General features: G+C 34.1%; 14 protein-coding genes. 10 read left to right on the plus strand and 4 right to left on the minus strand.

Annotated elements, in window-relative coordinates; translation table 11 throughout:
- Window positions 1-13: 13 nt before the first annotated feature.
- Window positions 14-2572 carry a DNA mismatch repair protein MutS gene (gene mutS / locus A9G10_RS09170; protein WP_065559237.1) on the minus strand — a complete coding sequence of 853 codons (2559 nt, stop codon included), beginning with the start codon at window positions 2570-2572 and terminating at the stop codon, window positions 14-16.
- A gap of 1007 nt (window positions 2573-3579) precedes the next feature.
- On the opposite strand from mutS, the gene A9G10_RS09175 reads away from it, so the two are divergent.
- The 4 genes from A9G10_RS09175 (at window position 3580) to gapA (ending at window position 11432) form a co-directional block, all read left to right on the plus strand.
- On the plus strand, window positions 3580-5568 hold the full coding sequence (locus A9G10_RS09175; protein ID WP_065559238.1) for a site-specific DNA-methyltransferase: 1989 nt from the start codon (window positions 3580-3582) through the stop codon (window positions 5566-5568).
- Window positions 5568-8189, plus strand: coding sequence for a DEAD/DEAH box helicase family protein (locus A9G10_RS09180; protein WP_065559239.1), 2622 nt, complete (start codon window positions 5568-5570; stop codon window positions 8187-8189). The genes A9G10_RS09175 and A9G10_RS09180 overlap by 1 nt, the downstream gene beginning before the upstream one ends.
- A 463-nt stretch (window positions 8190-8652) precedes the next feature.
- On the plus strand, window positions 8653-10038 hold the full coding sequence (locus tag A9G10_RS09185) for a hypothetical protein (RefSeq protein ID WP_065559240.1): 1386 nt from the start codon (window positions 8653-8655) through the stop codon (window positions 10036-10038).
- 395 nt (window positions 10039-10433) lie between these two features.
- Window positions 10434-11432: a glyceraldehyde-3-phosphate dehydrogenase gene (gene gapA / locus A9G10_RS09190; protein WP_065559241.1), complete on the plus strand. Its 999-nt coding sequence runs from the start codon at window positions 10434-10436 to the stop codon at window positions 11430-11432.
- Between the two features lie 134 nt (window positions 11433-11566).
- Here the strand turns inward: gapA and cspE are convergent, their stop codons facing one another.
- The 3 genes from cspE to yjgA form a co-directional block, all read right to left on the minus strand.
- Complete coding sequence (cspE, locus tag A9G10_RS09195; RefSeq protein ID WP_065559242.1) at window positions 11567-11776, minus strand: transcription antiterminator/RNA stability regulator CspE; 210 nt, start codon at window positions 11774-11776, stop codon at window positions 11567-11569.
- A 733-nt stretch (window positions 11777-12509) separates the two neighbouring features.
- Window positions 12510-13037, minus strand: a complete 528-nt coding sequence (gene ppa / locus A9G10_RS09200) for an inorganic diphosphatase (RefSeq protein WP_065559243.1) — start codon at window positions 13035-13037, stop codon at window positions 12510-12512.
- 72 nt (window positions 13038-13109) lie between these two features.
- Window positions 13110-13643, minus strand: a complete 534-nt coding sequence (gene yjgA, locus A9G10_RS09205) for a ribosome biogenesis factor YjgA (protein WP_065559244.1) — start codon at window positions 13641-13643, stop codon at window positions 13110-13112.
- A gap of 84 nt (window positions 13644-13727) precedes the next feature.
- On the opposite strand from yjgA, the gene pmbA reads away from it, so the two are divergent.
- The 6 genes from pmbA (at window position 13728) to recG (ending at window position 22769) form a co-directional block, all read left to right on the plus strand.
- Entirely contained in the window at window positions 13728-15080 is a 1353-nt protein-coding gene (gene pmbA / locus A9G10_RS09210; RefSeq protein ID WP_065559245.1) for a metalloprotease PmbA, read from the plus strand.
- Window positions 15081-15088: 8 nt separating this feature from the next.
- Entirely contained in the window at window positions 15089-16825 is a 1737-nt protein-coding gene (locus A9G10_RS09215; RefSeq protein WP_218837379.1) for a SulP family inorganic anion transporter, read from the plus strand.
- Between the two features lie 49 nt (window positions 16826-16874).
- Entirely contained in the window at window positions 16875-18098 is a 1224-nt protein-coding gene (locus tag A9G10_RS09220; protein ID WP_081299172.1) for a CinA family nicotinamide mononucleotide deamidase-related protein, read from the plus strand.
- Between the two features lie 154 nt (window positions 18099-18252).
- Window positions 18253-18543 (plus strand): DNA-directed RNA polymerase subunit omega, encoded by a 291-nt coding sequence (rpoZ, locus tag A9G10_RS09225; RefSeq protein ID WP_065559246.1) that lies wholly within the window; start codon window positions 18253-18255, stop codon window positions 18541-18543.
- An 18-nt stretch (window positions 18544-18561) separates the two neighbouring features.
- The gene (gene spoT, locus A9G10_RS09230) at window positions 18562-20676 is read left to right on the plus strand and encodes a bifunctional GTP diphosphokinase/guanosine-3',5'-bis pyrophosphate 3'-pyrophosphohydrolase (RefSeq protein WP_065559247.1); all 2115 of its coding nucleotides are present in this window, start codon (window positions 18562-18564) and stop codon (window positions 20674-20676) included.
- Complete coding sequence (gene recG, locus A9G10_RS09235) at window positions 20676-22769, plus strand: ATP-dependent DNA helicase RecG (RefSeq protein ID WP_065559248.1); 2094 nt, start codon at window positions 20676-20678, stop codon at window positions 22767-22769. Before spoT ends, recG begins: the two co-directional genes overlap by 1 nt.
- Window positions 22770-22772: the final 3 nt, after the last annotated feature.

The following is a 22772-nucleotide window of genomic DNA, read 5'->3' on the forward strand; positions in this document are numbered from 1 at the left end:
AATCATTTGTATATCAGAGTAATTTTTTTAATTGATATAACATTTCTAATGCCTGTTTCGGTGTTAATGCATCAGGATCTATACGTTTTAAAGCCTCTTCAACTTCAGACGGTTCTGGCTCAGTTTCAAACGAAAGTTGCGAGCTATCAACATGGCTGTTCGCTGTCTGTTTTGAAATTATTTCAAGCTCTTTTAATTTCTGTTTAGCCCGTTTTAAAACCGTTTTAGGCACACCAGCTAAACCCGCAACGGCGATACCGAAACTTTTGCTTGCTGCACCTTCAGAAACTTCATGAATAAATGCAACGGTATTATCATGTTCAATAGCATCAAAATGGATGTTATAGACGCCTTGCATATGTTCAGGTAGTTGAGTTAATTCAAAGTAATGAGTAGCAAATAGGGTCATCGCCTTAATGTGATTAGCTAGATTTTCTGCACATGCCCAAGCCAATGAAAGTCCATCATAGGTCGAGGTGCCTCGACCAATTTCATCCATAAGTACCAAACTTTGTTCAGTTGCGTTATGCATAATATTGGCTGTTTCGGTCATTTCAACCATAAAAGTAGAACGCCCGGATGCTAAATCGTCTGATGCACCTATTCGCGTAAATATGCGATCAACAGGTCCAATTACCGCTTTAGAAGCAGGAACAAAACTACCAATATAAGTCAGTAAAACAATCAATGCGGCTTGACGCATATAGGTGCTTTTCCCGCCCATATTGGGGCCCGTAATAATAAGCATTCTTCGGTTTGGTGATAGCAAAAGCGAGTTTGCAATAAATGGTGTTTTTAATACTTGTTCTATAACGACATGTCGACCATCTTTGATTTCAATTCCGGCACTATTAGATAATGTCGGGCGCTGATAGTTAAGTGTTAAAGCACGTTCAGCAAGGTTAGTTAGTACATCAAGTTCAGCTATTGCATCAGCACTCATTTGCATATTAGCCAAATCAGGCAATAGTAACTCAAAAAGTTGATCGTAAAGTTGTTTTTCTAAAGCTAATGCCCGACCTTTAGAGGTTAACACTTTATCTTCATATTCTTTTAATTCTGGAATAATATAACGTTCAACATTCTTCAATGTTTGCCGTCTGGTATAGTGAATCGGCGCTAAATGGCTTTGCCCTCGACTGATTTGAATATAGTAACCATGTACCGCATTAAATCCTACTTTTAAGGTATCGATACCTAGCGTTTCACGCTCACGAATCTCGAGTTGTTCCAGATAATTAGTTGCACCGTCAGCAAGATTACGAAGTTCATCTAATTCGGCATTATAGCCAGTTGCAATGACTCCTCCATCACGAATAATAACGGGAGGGGCTTCAACAATAGCTTGATTTAAAAGATCGGCTATCTGATCAAACTGATTGATTTTAGCTCGTAACGCAATTAAATAAGGTGACGAGTGATGACTTAAAAATTGTTGTAATTCTGGCAATACATTATAAGCATCACGTAAACGAGCAAAATCACGTGGACGTGCCGTTCTTAACGCTAGTCTGGCTAAAATGCGTTCCAGATCACCAATTTGCTTTAAGATCGGTTGTATATCTCCAAGATCTTGTTGTAATTCACTAATGGCTTCCTGTCTATTTTGCAAAATAACCACATTACGGATAGGCGAATGTAACCAACGTTTTAACATTCGGCTTCCCATAGCAGTTTGTGTTTTGTCTAATATATCGGCAACCGTATTTTCAGTGCCACCACACAAATTTTCGGTGATTTCTAAGTTTCGGCGAGTAGCCGCATCTAAAACAACAAAATCATACGCTGACTCTTTAATGATAGAGCGAATATGGGGAAGAGCTGTGCGCTGAGTATCTTTAACATATTGTAACAAACAACCTGCGGCAGACAATGCATAACAACAATCCTCAACCCCAAACCCGACTAAATCATTCGTGCCAAATTGTAACTTAAGCTGTTGTTTCGCTGTTTCAAGATCGAAGTCCCACAATGGGCGTCGTCTTAAGCCATTACGATTGTCAATTAATGACATGGATTCGAAATCTTCAGGATAAAGAAGTTCAACCGGATTTGTCCGCTGTAGTTCTGCTTGCATTGCTTCAACGTTATCGCATTCGAAAACAAAAAAACGACCAGAACTGATATCAAGAGTTGCATAACCAAAATGATTTTTGTGCTGCCAAATAGAAGCCAGCAAATTATCTTTTCGATCTTCTAAAAGTAATTCATCACTTACTGTGCCAGGGGTGACTATACGAACAACCTTACGCTCAACAGGCCCTTTACTGGTAGCAGGATCGCCAATCTGCTCACAAATAGCAACCGACTCACCCAACGCAATGAGTTTTGCTAAATAACTTTCAACCGCATGATAAGGCACACCTGCCATTGGGATAGGTTCACCATTTGAAGAACCTCTTTTAGTTAACGAGATATCAAGAAGTTGCGAAGCCCGTTTAGCATCATCATAAAACATCTCATAAAAATCACCCATACGATAAAACAGTAAAATATCCGGATTTTCTGCTTTCAATTTTAGGTATTGTCGCATCATTGGCGTGTGGTCGGTGAAGTTGTCGTATTCGGTCATATTATCAATTCTTTTTTATCTAAAACTCAGGCAATTACTATATATCTACTCTTACTCACTTATCGCATAATTTTTAATTTTGCTTTTAAGTAACAAGGTAACTGTCTTAAAACCCTAAAAATCGGTGAAACTTATTATTGTATTAGGCATTGTTTAATATTAAATGATTGTATCACTTTATAGGCTGTATTGAAAATGAGGTGATAGAGAAGAAGGTATGTTTCAGTTTTTAAAATTGAGACTAAAATGGCAGATTTTCGTTTGTAATAATTACAATTTTAAGAATAACCTATTTATGATATTTAAAATATGAATTTAAAGTAAGTAATATAAAAAAATGGCTTGAAGGAAAAAAAAGGAAGTTATTACGATATAAAGTTCACGATAAACCAGTATTACTATTGATGCTATTTAATATTTTAACTAGGGTATGTTTGTTTAACCAGAAAAAAGAAAAGTATTTGAGGTAAGATATTATTTTTATAATACAATAAGGTTGTTTAAAAATTATAAAAAACGTATAAAAAAAATTAGATTATCAATTGAACAGTTATTTAATGTATATTTTAATAAGGTCAATAAATGATAGGTTTGTATCATTTCAAATGTAAACGCAGTTAGACATACTTTTTTAATCAGAAGCTCAAACAAAACAGTTAAAAAAGAAATAAAATATTAGCTCATGTTAATTAAGGCATAGAAAGTAGTACTATATTGATTAATCTGAGTTTGTACTGTTCTGTTGAGCATGATGGAGTTAATTTAAATATATCTGTTAACTGGGAACATTCTTCTTAAAGCTAAAATGAAATATAAAAAATATTGCTCTAAATCAATGCCCATTAAGTAAGATATATTACTATATAGTCTTACTAAAAAATTTTATGTTGTCTATTTTATTGGAATGCAGACTCCTTCAACAGCCACATTAAAAAAAGTTTAGTGTTAGGATTTAAATTTATGTACAATTAAATATTGTCTTATTATACGTAGATCGTTTAAAAGTTATGCAAACAGAATTAATTAAGCAGCTTAATCAAGTATTAAAAGCTTTTCCTGAGTATTGGGTCGACGAAGTCTTACAAAGATCAAAGGTCATTCACGATATTAAAGAAAGAAAACCTGATTTAATAAAAGCTTTAATTAGCAATGCTAAAATAAAATCATTGTACAGTACAGAAATTGATGGCGTATTAATTTTTGATTTTCATGCCTTGACGAATTTACTTCAATATAAAGAGTATTGGGCGGATAGTTTTACAAAATACCGTAATAGTATTGGGCTGACCAGTGAAGGTAAATATCTCAATTATAATAGTGATGTTGTGCTTGATTTTCCGTTCAAAGATTGCGTGCTTGAAGGCGGAATGACAAGGGAAGAGCAAGGTAAAAATGAAGTTTACTACAACGAAATTATCGCGCGTGATGAGATAGATAGATTATTTTCTCCAAAGGTACTCACTAATGTTAAACGTTACAGTAACGACGGCGTAGAAGAAAATATTACGGACTTTAGTAATGAAGATAATCTGATCATTAAAGGTAATAATTTAGTCGCATTACATTCACTAAAAGAACGTTATGCAGGCAAAGTAAAACTTATTTATATCGATCCGCCATATAATACAGGCAATGATAGCTTTAAATATAATGATCGTTTTAATCATTCCACATGGCTTACCTTTATGAAAAATAGGTTAGAAGTAGCAAGGGAATTATTGAGTGATGATGGTGCTATTTTTGTGCATTGTGATGACAATGAAAGTGATTATTTAAAAATTATCTTAGATAATTTATTTATAGCAGAAAATTTTATTAATAGAATAACGATAGAAGCAAGATCTCCGTCAGCGTTTAGTACTATTAATCCGGGCGTATTTAAAGCATCTGAATATATTTTGTGGTATGCAAAAAACAAAAAAAACTTTACTGAAAATAGAGTTAGAGTTAAACGAAATCCTGATTACGCATATAACCGTTGGATAATTAACCCAGATGATCATTTTACAGATTGGAAATTTAGTTCTTTATACGAGGCTTATGACCAAAGCTCTTCTAATAAAACAAATATCAGACCGGACAAAACTCTGGAAACATTTAATAAATTTATCATAAAAAATGCTCATAGAATTACAAGACTTGCGAGTATTAATGATAAAAAAGCTGGTTCTGATATTGTAGCTTTAAAAAAAGAATCTTTAAAAAATAAAGATCAAATTTTTCATCTGATTCGTAATGGAATCGATGATGTGTATATTTTAAATGGACAACAAATAATATTTTATTCAAAAAATATCGTTCAAATCGATAATGAGTTAGCAGCATCTTCACCGCTTACAAATATTTGGACTGATATTGCGTGGGAAGGTATAGCAAATGAAGGGCAGGTAATATTAAATCAAGGGAAAAAACCAGAGCGGTTATTGAAGAGAATAATAGAAATATCTTCGAGCAAAAAAGATATTGTTTTAGACTTCCATCTAGGTAGTGGCACTACCGCGGCAGTAGCACATAAAATGGGAAGACGTTATATTGGTATTGAGCAGATGGATTATATTAATGATATTACTGTGCATAGATTACAAAAAGTGATTGAATGCGAGCAAGGTGGAATATCCAAAAATGTTAATTGGCAGGGAGGAGGTAGCTTTGTTTATGCGGAGCTAAAAGAGTTAAATTACACTTATATTCATCAGATACAATCAGCTAAAAGCTATGATGAATTAACTAAGTTATTTGAAGTCATGAAACAAACGGCGCATTTAAATTACCAAGTTGAACTCGATAAAATTTTAAGTGATGCTTATGAAGTTGATGGTATTGGTGAATTGGTGACGTTTAAGGATTTAACGCTTGAGGAACAAAAACGCCTGTTAATTGAATTGCTTGATAAAAATCAACTTTATGTAAATGCTGATGATATGAATGATGAAAATCTAAATGTATCTGAGCAAGATAAAGCCTTTACACGTTGTTTTTATGGAAAAGGTGAATAATGGCAAAAGCAATAAAACAGCAAAGAGATTTGCTTTTTCATCAGTTTAAAAAAGTTGATGAATTAGGGCTTTTTTCTGAATCCTATCAAGTGCCTAGTTATATTAAGAATAACTTGAAAGACACGCTAAGAGCTTATCAAGAAGAATCACTGCGATATTTACACTATGCTCAGCATAATCCTAATGCCAATAGCCTTTATAAACATTTGTTGTTTAATATGGCAACAGGCGCAGGTAAAACAATGGTGATGGCAGCAACAATACTTTATATGTATAAAGAGTATGGCTATCAAAATTTCATTTTTTTTGTGCATACCGATGCGATTATTCAAAAAACTAAAGAGAATTTACTTAATGGTTTATCATCTAAATACCTTTTTAACTCATCAATTGAAATAGAAGGTAATCAAATCCATATTGAAGCCGTTGATACGTTTCCAAACATACCGAACAAAAATACTATTTATCTTAAATTATCAACGATTCATAAAATTCATGATGAATTAAATCACTACAAAGAAAACAGTGTTACCTATGATGATTTAAAAGAGATTCCGCTAGTATTACTAGGTGATGAAGCACACCATTTTAATGCTGAAACCAAAGCAAAAGGTAAAGCTAAAAACTCATCTGAAAACGAGGAGTTAACCTGGGAAAGAACAATTGATAAATTGCTTGCGTTACAGCCTAAAAACCGTTTATTTGAATTTACTGCAACGATTAACTTAGATAATAAAGAGATAAACCAAAAATATAAAAATAAAATTATTTATCAATATGATTTAAAGCAGTTTATGAATGATGGTTATTCTAAACGTGTAATGCTACTTGAAGCGAATCAAAACGATAACGAAAAAATGCTCGATGCGGTATTACTAAGCCAATATCGTAAACTTATTGCGTTAGATAATAATATCACAGGGTTTAAACCTGTTATTTTATTTAAATCTAACCAAATTGCTACTTCAAAAGCTAAACAAGAAGAGTTTATACAAATTATTGATAGTTTAACACCAGAGACAATAACTCATCATTTAACCAATAAAAGGTCACAATTGAGCTCAGCAACAAGCATATGGCATAAAGTTATTGCGCGTTATAATAAGGATGACTTAATCACTATCATTGATATGATAAAAGATGATTTTAATGACATGAATATTCTGAATGTCAATAAAACTGATTTAATGGAAGAGCAGCCTGTCTTACTCAATACGCTTGAACAAATTGATAATCCTATTCGTGCTGTATTTGCAGTTGCAAAAGTAAATGAAGGGTGGGACGTACTAAACCTGTATGACATCGTTCGAATCAGTGAAAAAGCATCAACAACCAAAACCAATACTGACAGTGAAGCGCAGTTAATCGGTCGTGGAGCGCGATACTTTCCGTTTATCTACCAAGATGAGAAAAGTTATAAACGGCGTTTTGACATTAGCAATCATGATTTATCTATTCTTGAACAACTTCATTACCATACGATTAATGAGCCATCCTATATAAAAGTTTTACATGCTTCGCTTGAGCAAGCTGATATTATTGCGCAATCAGATGGTAATGGTATTATTGAGCACGCAAAACTTAAAGAAAGCTTCAAAAAATCACATGTCTATCAATATGGTAAGCTTTACTATAATAAGGTAGAAGAAATTACAGGTGAAAAGCGTTCATGGAAATCTTATTCATTAGAAACACATTTTGAAGAAGAGTACAAAACCTTTAACGAGACATCGCTAAGCGCATTAAATGATGATGATTCAAATGTTCTTTCTAAACTTGAGTCATTACAACTTGATAAACGCTATTTCTTTAAAGCGATGGCAAGACAAAATTTTTATACATTCAACAATCTTCAATACTACTTCCCAAAGCTTACAAGTATGGAAGAGTTTATTTTAAGCGATAATTATTTAGGGAAAGTCAGCATCGATATTAAACTACCACAATCATTAAGCATTGATAATCTTTCCAGTAAAGAAAAACTTATTTGTTTGGAAAACGTATTAAGTAAAATTGCAGATAATATTCGCCGTAACTACCGTAAATATAAAGGTACATATGAGTTTATCAGTCAACCATTGAAAAAAGTTATTACGGATTACAGTTTATATATTGACCCTTCAATTATTGTTAATCAACGTATCACAACTGAAAATTCAACAGGTAAAACGTGGTATGTATTTGATAAGATGATTGTAAACCAATTGGAGCATCGTTTGATAAATTTACTCGATAAGTTTATGAGTAAATTAAGGGTGAAGTATGATGACATTTATCTGATTCGTAATGATGAAAAATCATCACGATTAAAACTAACTGAATTTGATGGCGTAAGAGGCTTTATGCCTGATTTTATCTTATTGATGAAAAGTAAAAATGAGGATGCTTATTATCAAGTATTTTTAGAGCCAAAAGGCGATGATAGATTGCTTGATGATAAATGGAAAGAAGGTATGCTTGAAAAGATTAATTCAGAAAATATCATTTATTTAGAAGGCGAAAATAATATACGCTTAATTGGTATTAAGTTCTTTGCAGACAGTCAACGCGACATGTTTATTAATGACTTTTCAAGTAAATTATATGATGGAGAACCATTAGAAGATAATATATTACTTTGATCTATTCCTTTTTATTTTAAAAGCGTTATTAAATTAACGCTTTAATATCTAAATAATTAATTAAATATGTCCGCACTTAAAGCTCATCTATTTTAGATTTCATGAATGATTTTATTTTATAAAAAAATTACAATCACTTTATTTCAAAAAAATATAAAAATCAATTTATTCACACAAACGCACCAATAATATACGCTCGTATAAACTTTCTTGATCAATTTTTTAACTCACTTCACTAACACCTTACAAATAAACCAACATATTGTTTTATATAATAAAAAATCTGAAATCTCTTTACCTAAAATGATATAAAATCGTATATCAAGTTAGCCTATAATTTTGTTTTAAAAATTTAGCATTAAATGAAAAAAATAAGGTTAATTTTTTTCATAAGATCACTTAATCAAACTGTTTTTATTCTAACTGTCTGATAATTAATTAATAAATAGAGAAAGGAAGTAATATGCGGATAGTTTTAGCGATTTTGTTAGTGTTTTGTTTAACTGCTTGCCATGTTCGTACGGCTGATCAAGCTTATAACGAAGGGAAATATGTAGAAAGTATTAGTTTATTAACGGCTACAATTGGTGAAAAAGGCGAAGCAAAATTTAATGAGGAAAGTGCCGAAAAATTACGGGGGGTGGTCAGTAATGTGATGAAACATTACGAGACAATCATTATTAATAGTGATAACACTGATTATCAAGCACGTATTGATAGTTATGAATCGCTTCGAAAAATCAGTTTAATGTTAGTTAATCGTTTTTATAGTCAAACTGTTGCATTTTTTAACGATAAATATCCAGTGAGTAAATTAGATCAACTTATTGCTAAAGAGTATTACGATTATGGTAATTCGATAAAAGGTACGGATAGTGAAAGTTACAAAATAAAAGCTGACTTATATTTAAAAGGTTCAGAACGGTATAGATACAAAGATATTTTTACTTTATATAAAAATGCTAAAAAGCAACATCTGGATATTGAAGCAAAACACCACTATGATTTAGGTAAAACATTTTCGCAACAGGGTAGTTATCATGAAGCATCCCTAGAATATCTTAAAGCTTGGGAAGTTTATAAGCCAATAGGCGAATATAAAGATAGTTTTAAACTCTATGAAGATAATAAAAGGAAACATGTTACTGCGCTAGCAAAAGAGTATTATGAAAAAGCCTCGTCACTTGAAAAAATAGCTTATAAACGCGAAACTTATCGTGAAGCGGCTAAATATTATGAGGCAGCCAATTCAGCATATGAACAGTTCGGTTCATACCGTGATGCCAGCGCTAGAGCGAGTCGTTGTAAATTAAAGGGACGCGTTAATGTGTATGTTAAAGATTCCGACTATCTTAGCTGGGTAAAACAGGTTTTTAACGCTGATTATATATACTTTGTTAATCATAGTTCACAAGCTAATATCATTATAGAGATTAATGCCAAATCTGACTATATTCATATGAAACCGTATGAAAAAAATGAAGTTAAAACAGAAAAATATGTAGAAAGAATGAGCGAAAAAACCGATGATAAGGGTAATAAAATTAAAGTGCCAATTTATAAAGAGCAAAAATTTAACTTAAAGACTATCACTAATTCGAAAAAATACATTTTTACTACTGATATTGAAATAACAGGAGAAATCACTAATTCTAAACGTTTGATAAGCGAAGCCATCTCTTCTAAAACGGATTATATCTATTCGGGCGATGTTCCAAGTAAATTTCATAACTCACAAGCAGGCGAGTGGAAATCCAAATCAACGTTAAAATCTGAAGCACATTATACGCAAGGTGAGGATATCAGAAACCATTTAAAACAATTTATTGATAAGATGAGTTCTTTATAATAATTGTTAATTATCACCCCAAAATATAATCCCACAAAATTGATAATGTGGGATTTTTTTATTTTAATCGTCTTTTAGTGTAACTTAACGTTTGCTATGGATTAATTGATACCTTTTAATTTATTAAATGTAATCGTGCGATTATCTGATATTGAGCACCTTAATTATGATCAATTTAAGTCTGACAATTTAGTTTAAAATTATCATTGTCATTGCTCAATTCAATCACAGTCTTATATAAAATATAACTAACCTATATCCTATGATTATTAAGATGATTTTCATTTTAATTTATTCTTGCCAATTATTCTGAATCAGCTTGAATAAACCTTAAAAATTTGGTAGTTTACTGTTAGTTATTTTATCATTTAACACAAATAAAGAAGGTAATTTTTATGACAATCAAAGTAGGTATTAATGGATTTGGCCGTATTGGTCGTATTGTTTTCCGTGCTGCACAAAAACGTTCTGATATTGAAATCGTTGCTATCAATGATTTATTAGATGTTGAGTATATGGCGTACATGCTTAAATATGATTCAACTCACGGTCGTTTTGACGGTACTGTTGAAGTTAAAGATGGTAAATTAATCGTTAACGGTAAAACAATCCGCGTTACAGCTGAAAGAGATCCTGCAAACTTAAAATGGAACGAAGTGGGTGTTGATGTTGTTGCTGAAGCAACAGGTTTATTCTTAGATGATGCAACTGCTCGTAAACACATCCAAGCGGGTGCTAAAAAAGTTGTTTTAACTGGTCCTTCTAAAGATAGCACACCTATGTTTGTTATGGGTGTTAATGATAAAGATTATGCTGGTCAAGATATCGTATCTAACGCATCATGTACCACTAACTGTCTTGCGCCTTTAGCGAAAGTAATCAATGATAATTTCGGTATCGTTGAAGGTTTAATGACAACTGTTCATGCAACTACTGCTACTCAAAAAACGGTAGATGGTCCATCTCACAAAGATTGGCGTGGTGGTCGTGGTGCAGCACAAAACATCATCCCTTCATCAACTGGTGCAGCTAAAGCAGTAGGTAAAGTTATTCCTGAATTAAACGGTAAATTAACTGGTATGGCTTTCCGCGTTCCAACTCCAGATGTTTCTGTTGTTGACTTAACTGCTCGTTTAGCAAAACCTGCTAAATATGAAGATATCTGTAAAGTGATCAAAGCAGCTTCAGAAGGCCCAATGAAAGGCGTTCTTGGTTATACTGAAGATGATGTTGTTTCAACTGATTTCTTAGGTGAAGTTTGTACTTCTGTATTTGATGCAAAAGCGGGTATCCAAATTAGCGATACTTTCGTTAAATTAGTTTCTTGGTATGACAACGAAGTTGGTTATTCAAATAAAGTTTTAGATTTAATTGCGGTTGTATCTAAAAAATAATGACTAATTTTTAGTTTTCTAAAAAGTGACCCAGTGGTCACTTTTTTTTCGCTAAAATCTTTCAGCTTTACAAAATAAAAACGCTCATTTTTTAAAAATGAGCGTTTTCACTAATATATATACTACGATATTAATTAGATTACGACAACTTCTGATGCCGCTGGTCCGCGAGGGCTATCTTGAATAGCAAATTCGACTTGTTGACCTTCAGCTAGCGTTTTAAAACCTTCACCCGAGATAGCTGAAAAGTGAACAAATACGTCTTTGCTCCCATCGGTTGGTGTGATAAATCCAAAACCTTTACTCTCGTTAAACCATTTTACTTGGCCTGTTTTCTTATTCATTTACTAGATATCCTAACAATAATTAATATTTTGCCTTTAAGGCACGTATAGACTTTTACGCAATACAGATTAATCAACCGACAAACTAAGATGATGTGTTAAAAACACCCCCTAATTGTTAAACGTTTTCATAAAAAAATATTGCGTCATAAGTCTGTTACTATTACCGCATAATTTATAATCGAAAGCAAGAAATTAATGACAATTTTTTCATCTTAGGATGAAGTTTTTTATAATATTTTTAGATATAATGGTTAAATTTGATAAATAGCAAATTATTGAAGGGTTTTTGATTTAAATTTATTTCGAAAGTAAAGATTATTTAAGCCGATTAAGGCATGTAAGATGTAAATTTAAAAATTAGTATTAACGATTACTTTTAGGTTTCTTTTAAATACATAGTTTTATCGTTTCTTTATATCAAACGTTTACATACGTTTTATCTGTAGGTTTACAACTTACTGTTAAAAATGGGAATCACAATGTAGTTAATTATGTCATTTATGTCATGTATGGCTTGCAACTTGCCCTATTGAGATAAGATTGCCATCGTAAATTATCTAAGCTAAATAGCACTAAATTGGATATCACTGATTTTTCATCTCATCTTTTAAAAAGGTATTGTTATTGATTTAATTGATTTCTGCTATTCTTTATTTAAAAATAAAAGCTATAAGTAAAGACTTATAGCTTTTAATTAACAATAATTATGAAAATTGATAGCAAATATTAATTATTTTTTAGCTCTCTCAAAAGATTCAATAATTTCTTTGCGAGCTGCATCGGCATTTTCCCAACCGTCAACTTTTACCCATTTACCTTTTTCTAATGCTTTGTATTGTTCGAAAAAGTGTTTAATTTGAGATTTTAGTAATTCAGGTAAATCATCCACATCTTTAATGTGATCATACTCTTTAGATAATTTAGTATGTGGCACGGCAACCAATTTCGCATCTTGACCTGCTTCATCAGTCATTTTTAGCACCCCAACAGGTCGGCAACGAATCACTGAACCAGGTTGTAAGGGATACGGTGTTGGAACTAAAACGTCAACAGGATCGCCATCAAGCGATAATGTGTTATTAATATAACCATAGTTACATGGATAAAACATTGCTGTTGCCATAAAACGGTCAACAAAAACTGCACCTGTATCTTTGTCTACTTCATATTTAATTGGATCCGAATTTGCTGGAATTTCAATTACTACATAAATATCATCCGGTAATTCTTTACCTGCTGGTACATTTAAAAGTCCCATTTTTGTATCCTCTATCTTGGTTAATAATTTACAATATTGTTTCTGATAAGAAATGTGCGAACATTATAAAGATTATTCGGCGTTGCTCAATTCTTTTAAGTATTGAAAAATCTGTTTGGCTGTTTTTGGTGGTTTGTTGGATTCTCGTTCTTTTTTAGCCTGACGAGCAAGTGTACGTAGTTGTTGTCTGTCAGCCATAGGAAAGAGTTCGATAATGTTTTCTGCATCACCTGATTCAATCAATTCGTCGCGTAACTTTTCAAGTTTATGAAATAAGGCAACTTGTTGGTTATGACGGTTTTTAAGCTTGTCTAATGCTTGCGTGATAGGATCGATATTACGGCTACGAAGCAATTTGCCAATATATTGTATTTGTCTTCGATATCCCTCTTTTTTGATTTTTTGAGCAAGTTCGATAGCATAAAGTAAATCTTCATCAAGGGGGATTTTAGTCAGTTCATTTTTGCTTAAATTGACCAATTCTACGCCCATTTTTTTTAAAATTTCGGCATCTCGTTTGATTTCACTTTTACTGACATAAATAATTTCATCATCCATATCAGTATCAAATTCTTGGTCAATGATTAAATCTTTAGGGTTATTCATAGGATTTCTTTTGTTAATAGTTAACTAAAATTGAATTCTGGCTTATTATAACGTATCACTAGCAGAATTGTAGAAAATAATAAAATGAGTATTGAACAGATTAAAAAAGATGCCCAAAGACAACAAGATAAGTTATCAAATATTGTTGCTCAAGCTATTGAACTGGCTAAACCTCGTGTCGATTCAGTTGAAGTTTCAATTAACCAAGCAACTGGTATTGGGGTAAGTACTCGACAAGGGGAGACCGAAAATGTTGAATTTAATAGTGATGGCGCATTATCTATAACCGTATATAAAGATCAACGCAAAGGAAATGCATCAACTAATGATCTATCGCCACATGCAATAAATCAAGCTATCGATATGGCAATTAATATTATGCAATATACTTCGGCTGATCCTTGCTCTGGCTTAGGTGACTTCGATCAGATGGCATTGAATCCCCCTGATTTAGATCTTTTTTATCCCAGTGATTTAGACGTGGATAAGGCTATTGAGCAGGCAAAACAAGCTGAGCTAGCAGCCCTTGCCAATGCTGACATTATGAGTAGTGACGGCGGTTATTTTAGTAGTAAATATGGTGTGTATGTCTATGGCAATAGTCTTGGTATGTTACAAGGCTACTGTGCAAGTTCTCATTCGTTGTCTTGTACAGCGATTGCTGAACAGGCAGGAAAAATGGAACGTAACTATGCTTACACTTCATCGCGTGATATTAATGCACTCAAATCCCCTAGTTGGGTTGGGCAGCAAGCAGCAGAAAGAACAATTGCTCATCTAGGGGCTACACAAATTTCTACCATGCAAGTACCCGTTCTTTTTAGTGCAGAAGTTGCCGTTGGATTAATAAGGCACTTAGTGGGTGCAATTAGTGGTGGTGCAATCTATCGCAAATCATCATTTTTACTTGATAGCGTGGGTAAACAGATATTTCCTTCATGGCTAACTATTTTTGAAGATCCACATATTTTAAAAGGTATTGGGTCATCACCTTTTGATAGTGAAGGAACCAAAACAATTAAACGAAACATCATTGAAAACGGTGTATTGCAAACATACTTGCTCAGTCATTATTCAGCCAGAAAACTTGGTTTAACTTCCACAGGTCATGCGGGAGGAATTCATAACTGGCTGGTATCGCCAAGTGAGCAGGATGCTGATTTTAAAACCATGTTGAAAAAGTTGGATAAAGGAGTTGTGATTACTTCGCTTATGGGGCAAGGTGTAAATAATGTTACGGGCGACTATTCACGTGGTGCGACAGGTTTTTGGGTTGAAAATGGTGAAATTCAATATCCAATTAATGAAATAACCGTTGCTAATAACCTAAAAGATATGTATAAAAATATTGTAGCAATAGGGAATGATCTTGAAACACGTAGCAATATTCAATGTGGTTCAATATTGATAGATAAAATGAGTATAGCAGGGAAATAGGATTAAAAATGGGAAAGTTAGTCAGTAGTACGTTTTTCCAAAAAATCACATTATGGATGCCAGGACTAATCAGTTTCTTACATTATAAACGTGAATATTTAAACGCAGATATAAAAGCAGGATTATCTGTCGCGGCGGTATCCTTACCGGTATCGATTGCTTATGCTGAGTTAACAGGTGTTGGTGCAATTGCGGGGCTATACTCAACCATTTTACCGCTTATTGTCTATGCCCTTTTTGGATCGTCTAAACAACTGATTGTAGGGCCCGATACCGCAACGTGTGCGGTGGTTGCTGCGGTGGTTTTTCCATTAGCTGCCGATGATCCCATGTTACGTTGGCAATTGGTGGTGCTGCTGACAATTATGATCGGTATTTGGTGTATTATTGCCGGCAAATTTCATCTTGGCGCCTTAGCGGATTTACTCAGTCAACCTATATTAATTGGGTTGTTAAATGGTATTTCCGTTACAATTATTGTCGATCAATTAGCGAAAACATTTGGTTTTCATTATGACTATTCTTACCTTATCGAACGAGTGGTTTATCTACCGGTTAAGCTTTATCAATCACATTTAGGTACAACATTTATTTCTTTCATAACGTTATTGATTCTAATTGCTTTTAAGAAATATAAACCACGTTACCCGGCACCCCTTTTTGCAGTTGTGATAATGACATTATTTTCATGGTTGTTTAATTTTGAACATTTTGATATCCACATTATTGGTAATATCACTGGTGATTATATACCATTGGAAGCTTGGGTTGATTTTGACAAAGGATTAATGCGTGATTTAGTTGTTCCCTCATTGAACATTGCTGTTATCTGTTTTGTGAGTATGATGATTACCGTACGCAGTTTTGCGACAAAAAATAATTATGAAACAAATGCCGATGTTGAATTTAAGGCATTAGGCATGGCAAATATTGCAGCAGGTCTATCACAAGGATTTGTTGTAAGCGGGACTTCGTCACGAACGGCAGTGAACGATGCGAATGGTGGAAAAACTCAGCTTGTATCGATCATCGCTGCGGCATTAATAGGATTTGTGGTACTCTTTTTGTTGTCACCGTTACAATATATTCCAACAAGTGTCCTTGGCGTGATTTTAATATACTCATCGATCTCGCTAATTAATGTTCAAACAATTTTGCGTTTTTTTAAATATGACCGTGACGCATTTTATTTAAGCTTATCAACATTTATTGCGGTATTACTTATCGGCATTATTCCGGGAATGGCTTTAGCGGTATTATTAGGCATATTTTTGTTTCTACGTCGCGTTTTTCGACCTAAAGATCAGTTATTAGGAGTTGATGATGACGGGCGAATTCATTCATTAGGCAAAGATGTTAAACCTGTTAGTAATACGATAATTTATCGGTTCAATTCACCTTTAACGTATTTCAATATTGCTTATTTTAAACGAAGAATCATTAGTTATATTGACGAATCAGAGCAACCTGTTAATTATGTTATCGTCGATGCGATTCCCTGCTTTACTTATAAAGATGTCAGTGTATTATCGGGTATTAACGAATTAGTTAATGCATTAAAAGTACGTAATGTGGTTTTAATCTTATCAGGTAGACGCAAAACCCTTAAAAATTGGTTTAAACAAATGAATATTTCACCTGATCATAATTACATTGAATTTACTTATGATCTCTATTTTGCTGTTAAATTAGTTCAAAGTAGGGAACATATGGACAATAAAAATGAAGACGAAGATACGGATTAATTAACGCCCCCTTTTTTGTTCAATTAATGATGTCAAAAGGTGCAGAACCATGATGAATAGGAACAATAATCACGTTAAGATCGAAATGATAAGTACCGGCGATGAAATTTTATATGGTCAAATAACCGATACGAATGCAGCTTGGCTTTCTGAACTATTTTTTCAAGAAGGTATTTTAATCACTACTCGCCATACGGTTGGCGATAATCTTAAGCAGCTTACCAAAACATTACAAGAACGTAGTCTGATCAATGATATCATTATTGTTAATGGTGGGCTTGGGCCGACCAGTGATGATTTAACAGCACAAGCGGCAGCTTTAGCCAATCATGAAGCTCTGATACTCAATCAGCAATGGTTGACACAAATTGAACGTTATTTTGCCAGTTGCGGTAACGTGATGCCGTCAAGCAACCTTAAACAAGCTTTATTGCCGCAAAGTGCTGTATTAATCAATAATCCAATTGGAACAGCCTGCGGATTTAAAATGCACATCAGCGGTTGTATTGTGTTTTTTACGCCCGGTGTACCTGCTGAATTTAAAGAGATGATCAAAACTCTTATCTTACCTGAAATTAAATTATCCTTTCCAAAATTAGAAAAAACTCTCTGCTATCGATTAACTATTCTTGGGCGCACTGAAAGTGATTTAGCCACCGAGCTAACATCTAAATTAGATATTCCAAAAGATATCGTTCTTGGTTATCGTGCTGCTATGCCTATTATCGAATTAAAATTGAGTGGTCCTCAACACAAAAAAGAGACGTTGGATAGTTTATGGCGAAAAACTAAAACTATCGTTGATGACAATTTGCTTTACGAAGGCATGATTAGCAAAAACAGTGAACTCGGTTTAGCTAAAGTTGTTTCAGGGCTGTTACATGAAAAAGATTTAACTATCGCAGTGGTCGAACAACAATCAGCAGGGATAATTAGTTATCAATTATTTGAAACCGATGCACCAATCGTAAAATCAGAAGTGGTTCCATTATTATTTGAAGATCCCAAAGATTATCTTTGGCATATTATGACCCAATATAGAGCTGATATTGTATTAGGTATGGTTAATTTCAAAGAAAAGAACAGTCAATTTACGTTAATCATTACAACAGCAAAGCAAACTATCCAAGTTAACTTAAAATATATTGGTCGAAAACTTTCACGACATGAAGAGTTACAAACTTTTTCAGCAATAGCGTTAGATGCTTTACGTCGTTATTTGTTAAATAAACCCATAATCGCTTCTAATGTTTGGCTCGATATTTTGGATTAAGTTAAACGATAATGCGATGTTTTTTTGACTAAGAATGGTTAATTTTAACTATCTTAACAATAGTATGATATTAATATAGACAATTCCCCACAAAATTAAGTAAAATAACGGATCTTCCAAATTACATAAACTAGTAAATACATTAGAGGTAAAAATGGCTCGAGTAACTGTTCAAGATGCTGTAGAAAAAATTGGTAATCGCTTTGATCTAGTTTTAGTTGCAGCAAGACGCGCACGTCAATTGCAAGTTGAAAACAAATCACCATTAATTCCAGAAGAAAACGATAAAGAAACCGTTGTTGCTTTGCGTGAAATTGAAGATGGTCTTGTTAATAAACAAATTCTTGATACAGCTGATTTTCAAGCTCGTCAGGAAGAAGAAGCAGAAGTGCGTACTACACTGCATGAATCGATCCTTCTTGAAAATACGCCATCATACGAATAAGCGCTATAGGAATTGCCTATGCAATATTTTGATAGCTTAAAAGAGGTTGTAGCATCTTATCTTCCACCCAAACAAGTTGAACTTATTAAAGATGCTTATCTTTTTGCTCAGAAAGCACATGAAGGGCAATTTCGATCTAGTGGTGAACCTTATGTCACGCATCCTGTTGCTGTTGCGTCGATTTTAGCCGATATGCGGCTTGATTATGAAACCATCATTGCTGCACTATTACATGATACGATTGAAGATACACCGGTTACTTTCCAAGATATCACAAATCATTTTGGTAAACATGTTGCTGTTTTAGTTGAAGGTGTATCCAAACTTGATAAATTAAAATTTCGTAATCGACAAGAGGCTCAAGCTGAAAATTTTCGGAAAATGGTGCTCGCCATGACCGAAGATGTGCGAGTGATTTTAATTAAACTGGCTGATCGTACGCATAATATGCGAACACTTGCGGCATTAAGACCAGATAAACGCCGTCGTATTGCAAAAGAAACGCTTGAAATTTATGCTCCATTAGCTCACCGTTTAGGTATTCACCATATTAAAACTGAACTCGAAATTTTAGGATTCACGGCAATGCATCCTAATCGAGCCAAAGTAATTGAAAATGTGATAAAAGCAGCTCGAGGTACACGTAAAGAATTAATTCAACAGATTTTATCGGAAATACGTGGTCGTTTAGCTGAAGCACATATCGAGGCGGAAGTTGAAGGATTAGAAAAAAATATCTACGTGATCTATCAAAAAATGCAAATGCGTGAACAGCATTTTCATTCTATTATGGATATTTATATTTTTCGGATCGTTGTGAAAGATGTTGATGCCTGTTATCGTGCACTTGGTCTTGTTCACAATTTGTATAAACCTCGTCTTAATCGCTTCAAGGACTATATTGCAATCCCTAAAGCTAACGGTTATCAGTCTTTGCATTCTTCATTAATCGGCCCACATGGCACGCCAGTTGAAGTGCAAATACGTACTGAAGATATGGATCAAATGGCCGAAATGGGCGTAGCTGCACATTGGGTTTATAATGCCAATGATGAGCTGAATAATACAACGGCGCAAATCAAAGCACAACGTTGGATGCAAAGTCTATTAGAGTTGCAACAAAGTGTGGGTAACTCTTTTGAATTTATCGAAAATGTAAAATCTGACCTGTTTCCAAAAGAAATTTATGTTTTTACCCCTAAAGGCAGGATAGTACAGTTACCCGAAGGTTCAACCGCCGTAGATCTTGCTTACGCTGTCCATTCTGATATTGGGTATCAATGTATCGGCGCAATTGTTGACCGAAAACCTTATCCACTGTCACAGCCATTAAGTAATGGTCAAACTGTTGAAATTATCACTTCGCCTGAAGGTCGTCCGAATGCAAACTGGCTCAATTTTGTTGTGAGTGCTAAAGCCAGATCACGTATCAGACAAGCGTTAAAAATGTTAAAACGTGATGATGCAATTGAATTAGGCAGAAGATTATTGAATCTGTCCTTATTAAAAACAGGTGGCATCAATTCACTTAAAGCTAAACAAATTGCGAAAATTGTTGAGATAACGCAGTTACCATCTTTTGATGATGTCTTAGCCGAGATTGGTCTTGGTAATATAATGAGCCATTTTATTGTCAAAGGGTTAGAACACAAAGAATTGTTTCAAAACAACAACGACACAAATAAAACATTAGTCATTACCGGTAGTGAAGGGGTTTTAGTTACATTTTCGAAATGTTGTCACCCAATCCCTGATGATCCAATTGTCGGTCAAGTGAGTCCTGAAAAAGGATTAATTGTACATCATGAATCATGTCGAAATGTCACGGGATACCAAAACAATCCTGAAAAATATATCTTATTAAAATGGGCGACGGATATCACTCAACAATTTGTTGCTGAAATATGGGTAGATATCTCCAACAACCAAGGCGCACTTGGGCATATTCTTTCTATTATTAATGATGAAAAAGCGCATTTGCAATGGCTTAATACCGAACAGAAAGATCGACAAATTTATACAGTCATTTTGCAAGTTGAAGTTAAAAATCGTCAGCAGCTCAATGAGTTAATGCGTAAAATTTCACTACAACAAGATGTTGTTAGTGTTACTCGTAACATTAATAAGCGATGATGACAAGTCGATTTTTAAGTCAGGTTCCGATAATAAAATTGAGCGGAATTGGTACTAACCTCGAAAAAAAGTTCAATACGCTAGGTATCTATACTGTTCAAGATCTTTTATTACACTTTCCGTTACGTTACGAAGATCGCTCTTCTTCTTGTCCTATTGGTGAGGTTGCTATTGGTGAGCACACTACCATAGAAGGTCGAATCATCAAGTGTGAAGTGGTGCTTAGACGTCGACAAATGTTAATTTGTCATATTCAAGATGATTCGGGCATAGCAATATTAAGATTCATGCATTTCAATGCAGGCATAAAAGCAAGTTTAGCACTTGGCAATTGGGTTAGTGCTTATGGTGAGATAAAAAAAGGAAAATTAGGCGCTGAAATTATTCATCCACAATATAAAATTATTGCTAATCCAGAAGACAAATCGAAAAAATTATTGGATGACCAAGAAAAATATACCCCAGTCTATCCGACCACCTATGGATTAACTCAAAATGTCATTCGTAAATTAATGGCTTCTGCTTTATTACTGTTAAAACGTAATCCACCCAAAGAAATTCTGCCTGAGTCATTAGCCAATCATTTTTTACCGACATTGGAATCGTTAAATATTATTCATAACCCTCCTATTGGTACAAATATTACTCAATTATCTGCAGGGGAACATCCTGCTATCAAACGTTTTATTTTTGAGGAGTTACTTGCTTATCATCTGAGTATGCTAATGCTAAAAGTCGATAACCAAAAACAGCAAGCGCGTATTTTTCGCCCAACGCAACAATTTATTGAGCCTTTTTTAGCATCACTACCCTTTAAACCCACTAACGCACAACAACGTGTGGTACACGATATCTATCTCGATATGGCAAAACCTGTTCCGATGATGCGATTAATTCAAGGGGATGTCGGATCCGGCAAAACCTTAGTGGCGGCTTTAGCGGCATTAAATGCGATCGAAAATGGTGCGCAGGTTGTCTTAATGGCACCGACCGAGATATTAGCTGAGCAACACTATAATAACTTTAAACAATGGTTTGATTCTTTAGGTATTACTGTTGATTGGCTATCAGGGCGTTTGACCGCTAAAAATAAAAAACTGCGTTACGAACAAGTAAAAAGTGGTGACATTAGGTTATTAATTGGAACACATGCCGTTTTTGTTGATAAAGTTGAATTTGCTTCTTTAGGACTGGTGATTATCGATGAACAGCATCGCTTTGGTGTGAATCAAAGACTGAGTTTATGGGAAAAGGGGATCAAAGATAATGACTATCCTCATCAATTAATTATGACAGCCACACCAATTCCCCGTACATTAGCCATGACAGTGTATGCTGATTTAGATGTGTCTATCATTGATGAGTTACCACCGGGTCGTACACCTGTTACGACTGTCGTTATTCCAAATTCTCGGCGTGATGAAATTATTGAACGCGTTAATCAAGCTTGCTTGGAAAATCGTCAAGTCTATTGGGTTTGTACATTAGTTGAAGAGTCGGAAACATTAGATGCCCAAGCTGCTGAAATACTGGTTGAAGAGCTAAGGGAAAAAATGCCTCATTTAACGATTGGGCTGGTTCATGGCAAAATGAAGTCAGACGAAAAACAGTCGGTAATGCAGAATTTTAAACAAGGTATCATACAATTGCTAGTTGCTACAACGGTCATAGAAGTTGGTGTCGATGTGCCAAATGCAAGCTTGATGATTATTGAAAATGCGGAAAGATTAGGGTTGGCGCAATTGCATCAATTACGTGGTCGTGTAGGGCGAGGAACGGCGGTATCTCATTGTGTATTAATGTATCAAGCCCCTTTGAGCAAAGTTGCTCAAGAAAGAATGAAAGTCATGCGTGACAGTAATGATGGTTTTGTGATTGCGCAAAAAGATCTAGAAATACGTGGTAGTGGGGAAATTTTAGGCACGCGTCAAATGGGGATCGCTAACTTTAAAGTTGTGGATTTAATCCGTGATCAACATTTGATAAGCCAAGTTCAAAAAGCCTCTTATTTTTTACAGCAACAGCATCCCGAAAGTGTTAAAGAGTTGATAAATTGTTGGCTTCCGGATAGACAAAAATATATCAATGCCTAGTAT

Origin of the sequence: Gilliamella sp. wkB308 (assembly GCF_001690185.1) — a bacterium.
GTDB classification, from domain to species: domain Bacteria; phylum Pseudomonadota; class Gammaproteobacteria; order Enterobacterales; family Orbaceae; genus Gilliamella; species Gilliamella apicola_I.

Coding starts and splice junctions, on each gene's coding strand:
- pmbA (WP_065559245.1), top strand. CDS start 13,728: ATGAGTATTGAACAGATTAAAAAAGATGCCCAAAGACAACAAGATAAG.
- gapA (WP_065559241.1), top strand. CDS start 10,434: ATGACAATCAAAGTAGGTATTAATGGATTTGGCCGTATTGGTCGTATT.
- A9G10_RS09185 (WP_065559240.1), top strand. CDS start 8,653: ATGCGGATAGTTTTAGCGATTTTGTTAGTGTTTTGTTTAACTGCTTGC.
- rpoZ (WP_065559246.1), top strand. CDS start 18,253: ATGGCTCGAGTAACTGTTCAAGATGCTGTAGAAAAAATTGGTAATCGC.
- A9G10_RS09215 (WP_218837379.1), top strand. CDS start 15,089: ATGGGAAAGTTAGTCAGTAGTACGTTTTTCCAAAAAATCACATTATGG.
- mutS (WP_065559237.1), bottom strand. CDS start 2,572: ATGACCGAATACGACAACTTCACCGACCACACGCCAATGATGCGACAA.
- ppa (WP_065559243.1), bottom strand. CDS start 13,037: ATGGGACTTTTAAATGTACCAGCAGGTAAAGAATTACCGGATGATATT.
- A9G10_RS09175 (WP_065559238.1), top strand. CDS start 3,580: ATGCAAACAGAATTAATTAAGCAGCTTAATCAAGTATTAAAAGCTTTT.
- A9G10_RS09220 (WP_081299172.1), top strand. CDS start 16,875: ATGATGAATAGGAACAATAATCACGTTAAGATCGAAATGATAAGTACC.
- cspE (WP_065559242.1), bottom strand. CDS start 11,776: ATGAATAAGAAAACAGGCCAAGTAAAATGGTTTAACGAGAGTAAAGGT.
- A9G10_RS09180 (WP_065559239.1), top strand. CDS start 5,568: ATGGCAAAAGCAATAAAACAGCAAAGAGATTTGCTTTTTCATCAGTTT.
- recG (WP_065559248.1), top strand. CDS start 20,676: ATGACAAGTCGATTTTTAAGTCAGGTTCCGATAATAAAATTGAGCGGA.
- yjgA (WP_065559244.1), bottom strand. CDS start 13,643: ATGAATAACCCTAAAGATTTAATCATTGACCAAGAATTTGATACTGAT.
- spoT (WP_065559247.1), top strand. CDS start 18,562: ATGCAATATTTTGATAGCTTAAAAGAGGTTGTAGCATCTTATCTTCCA.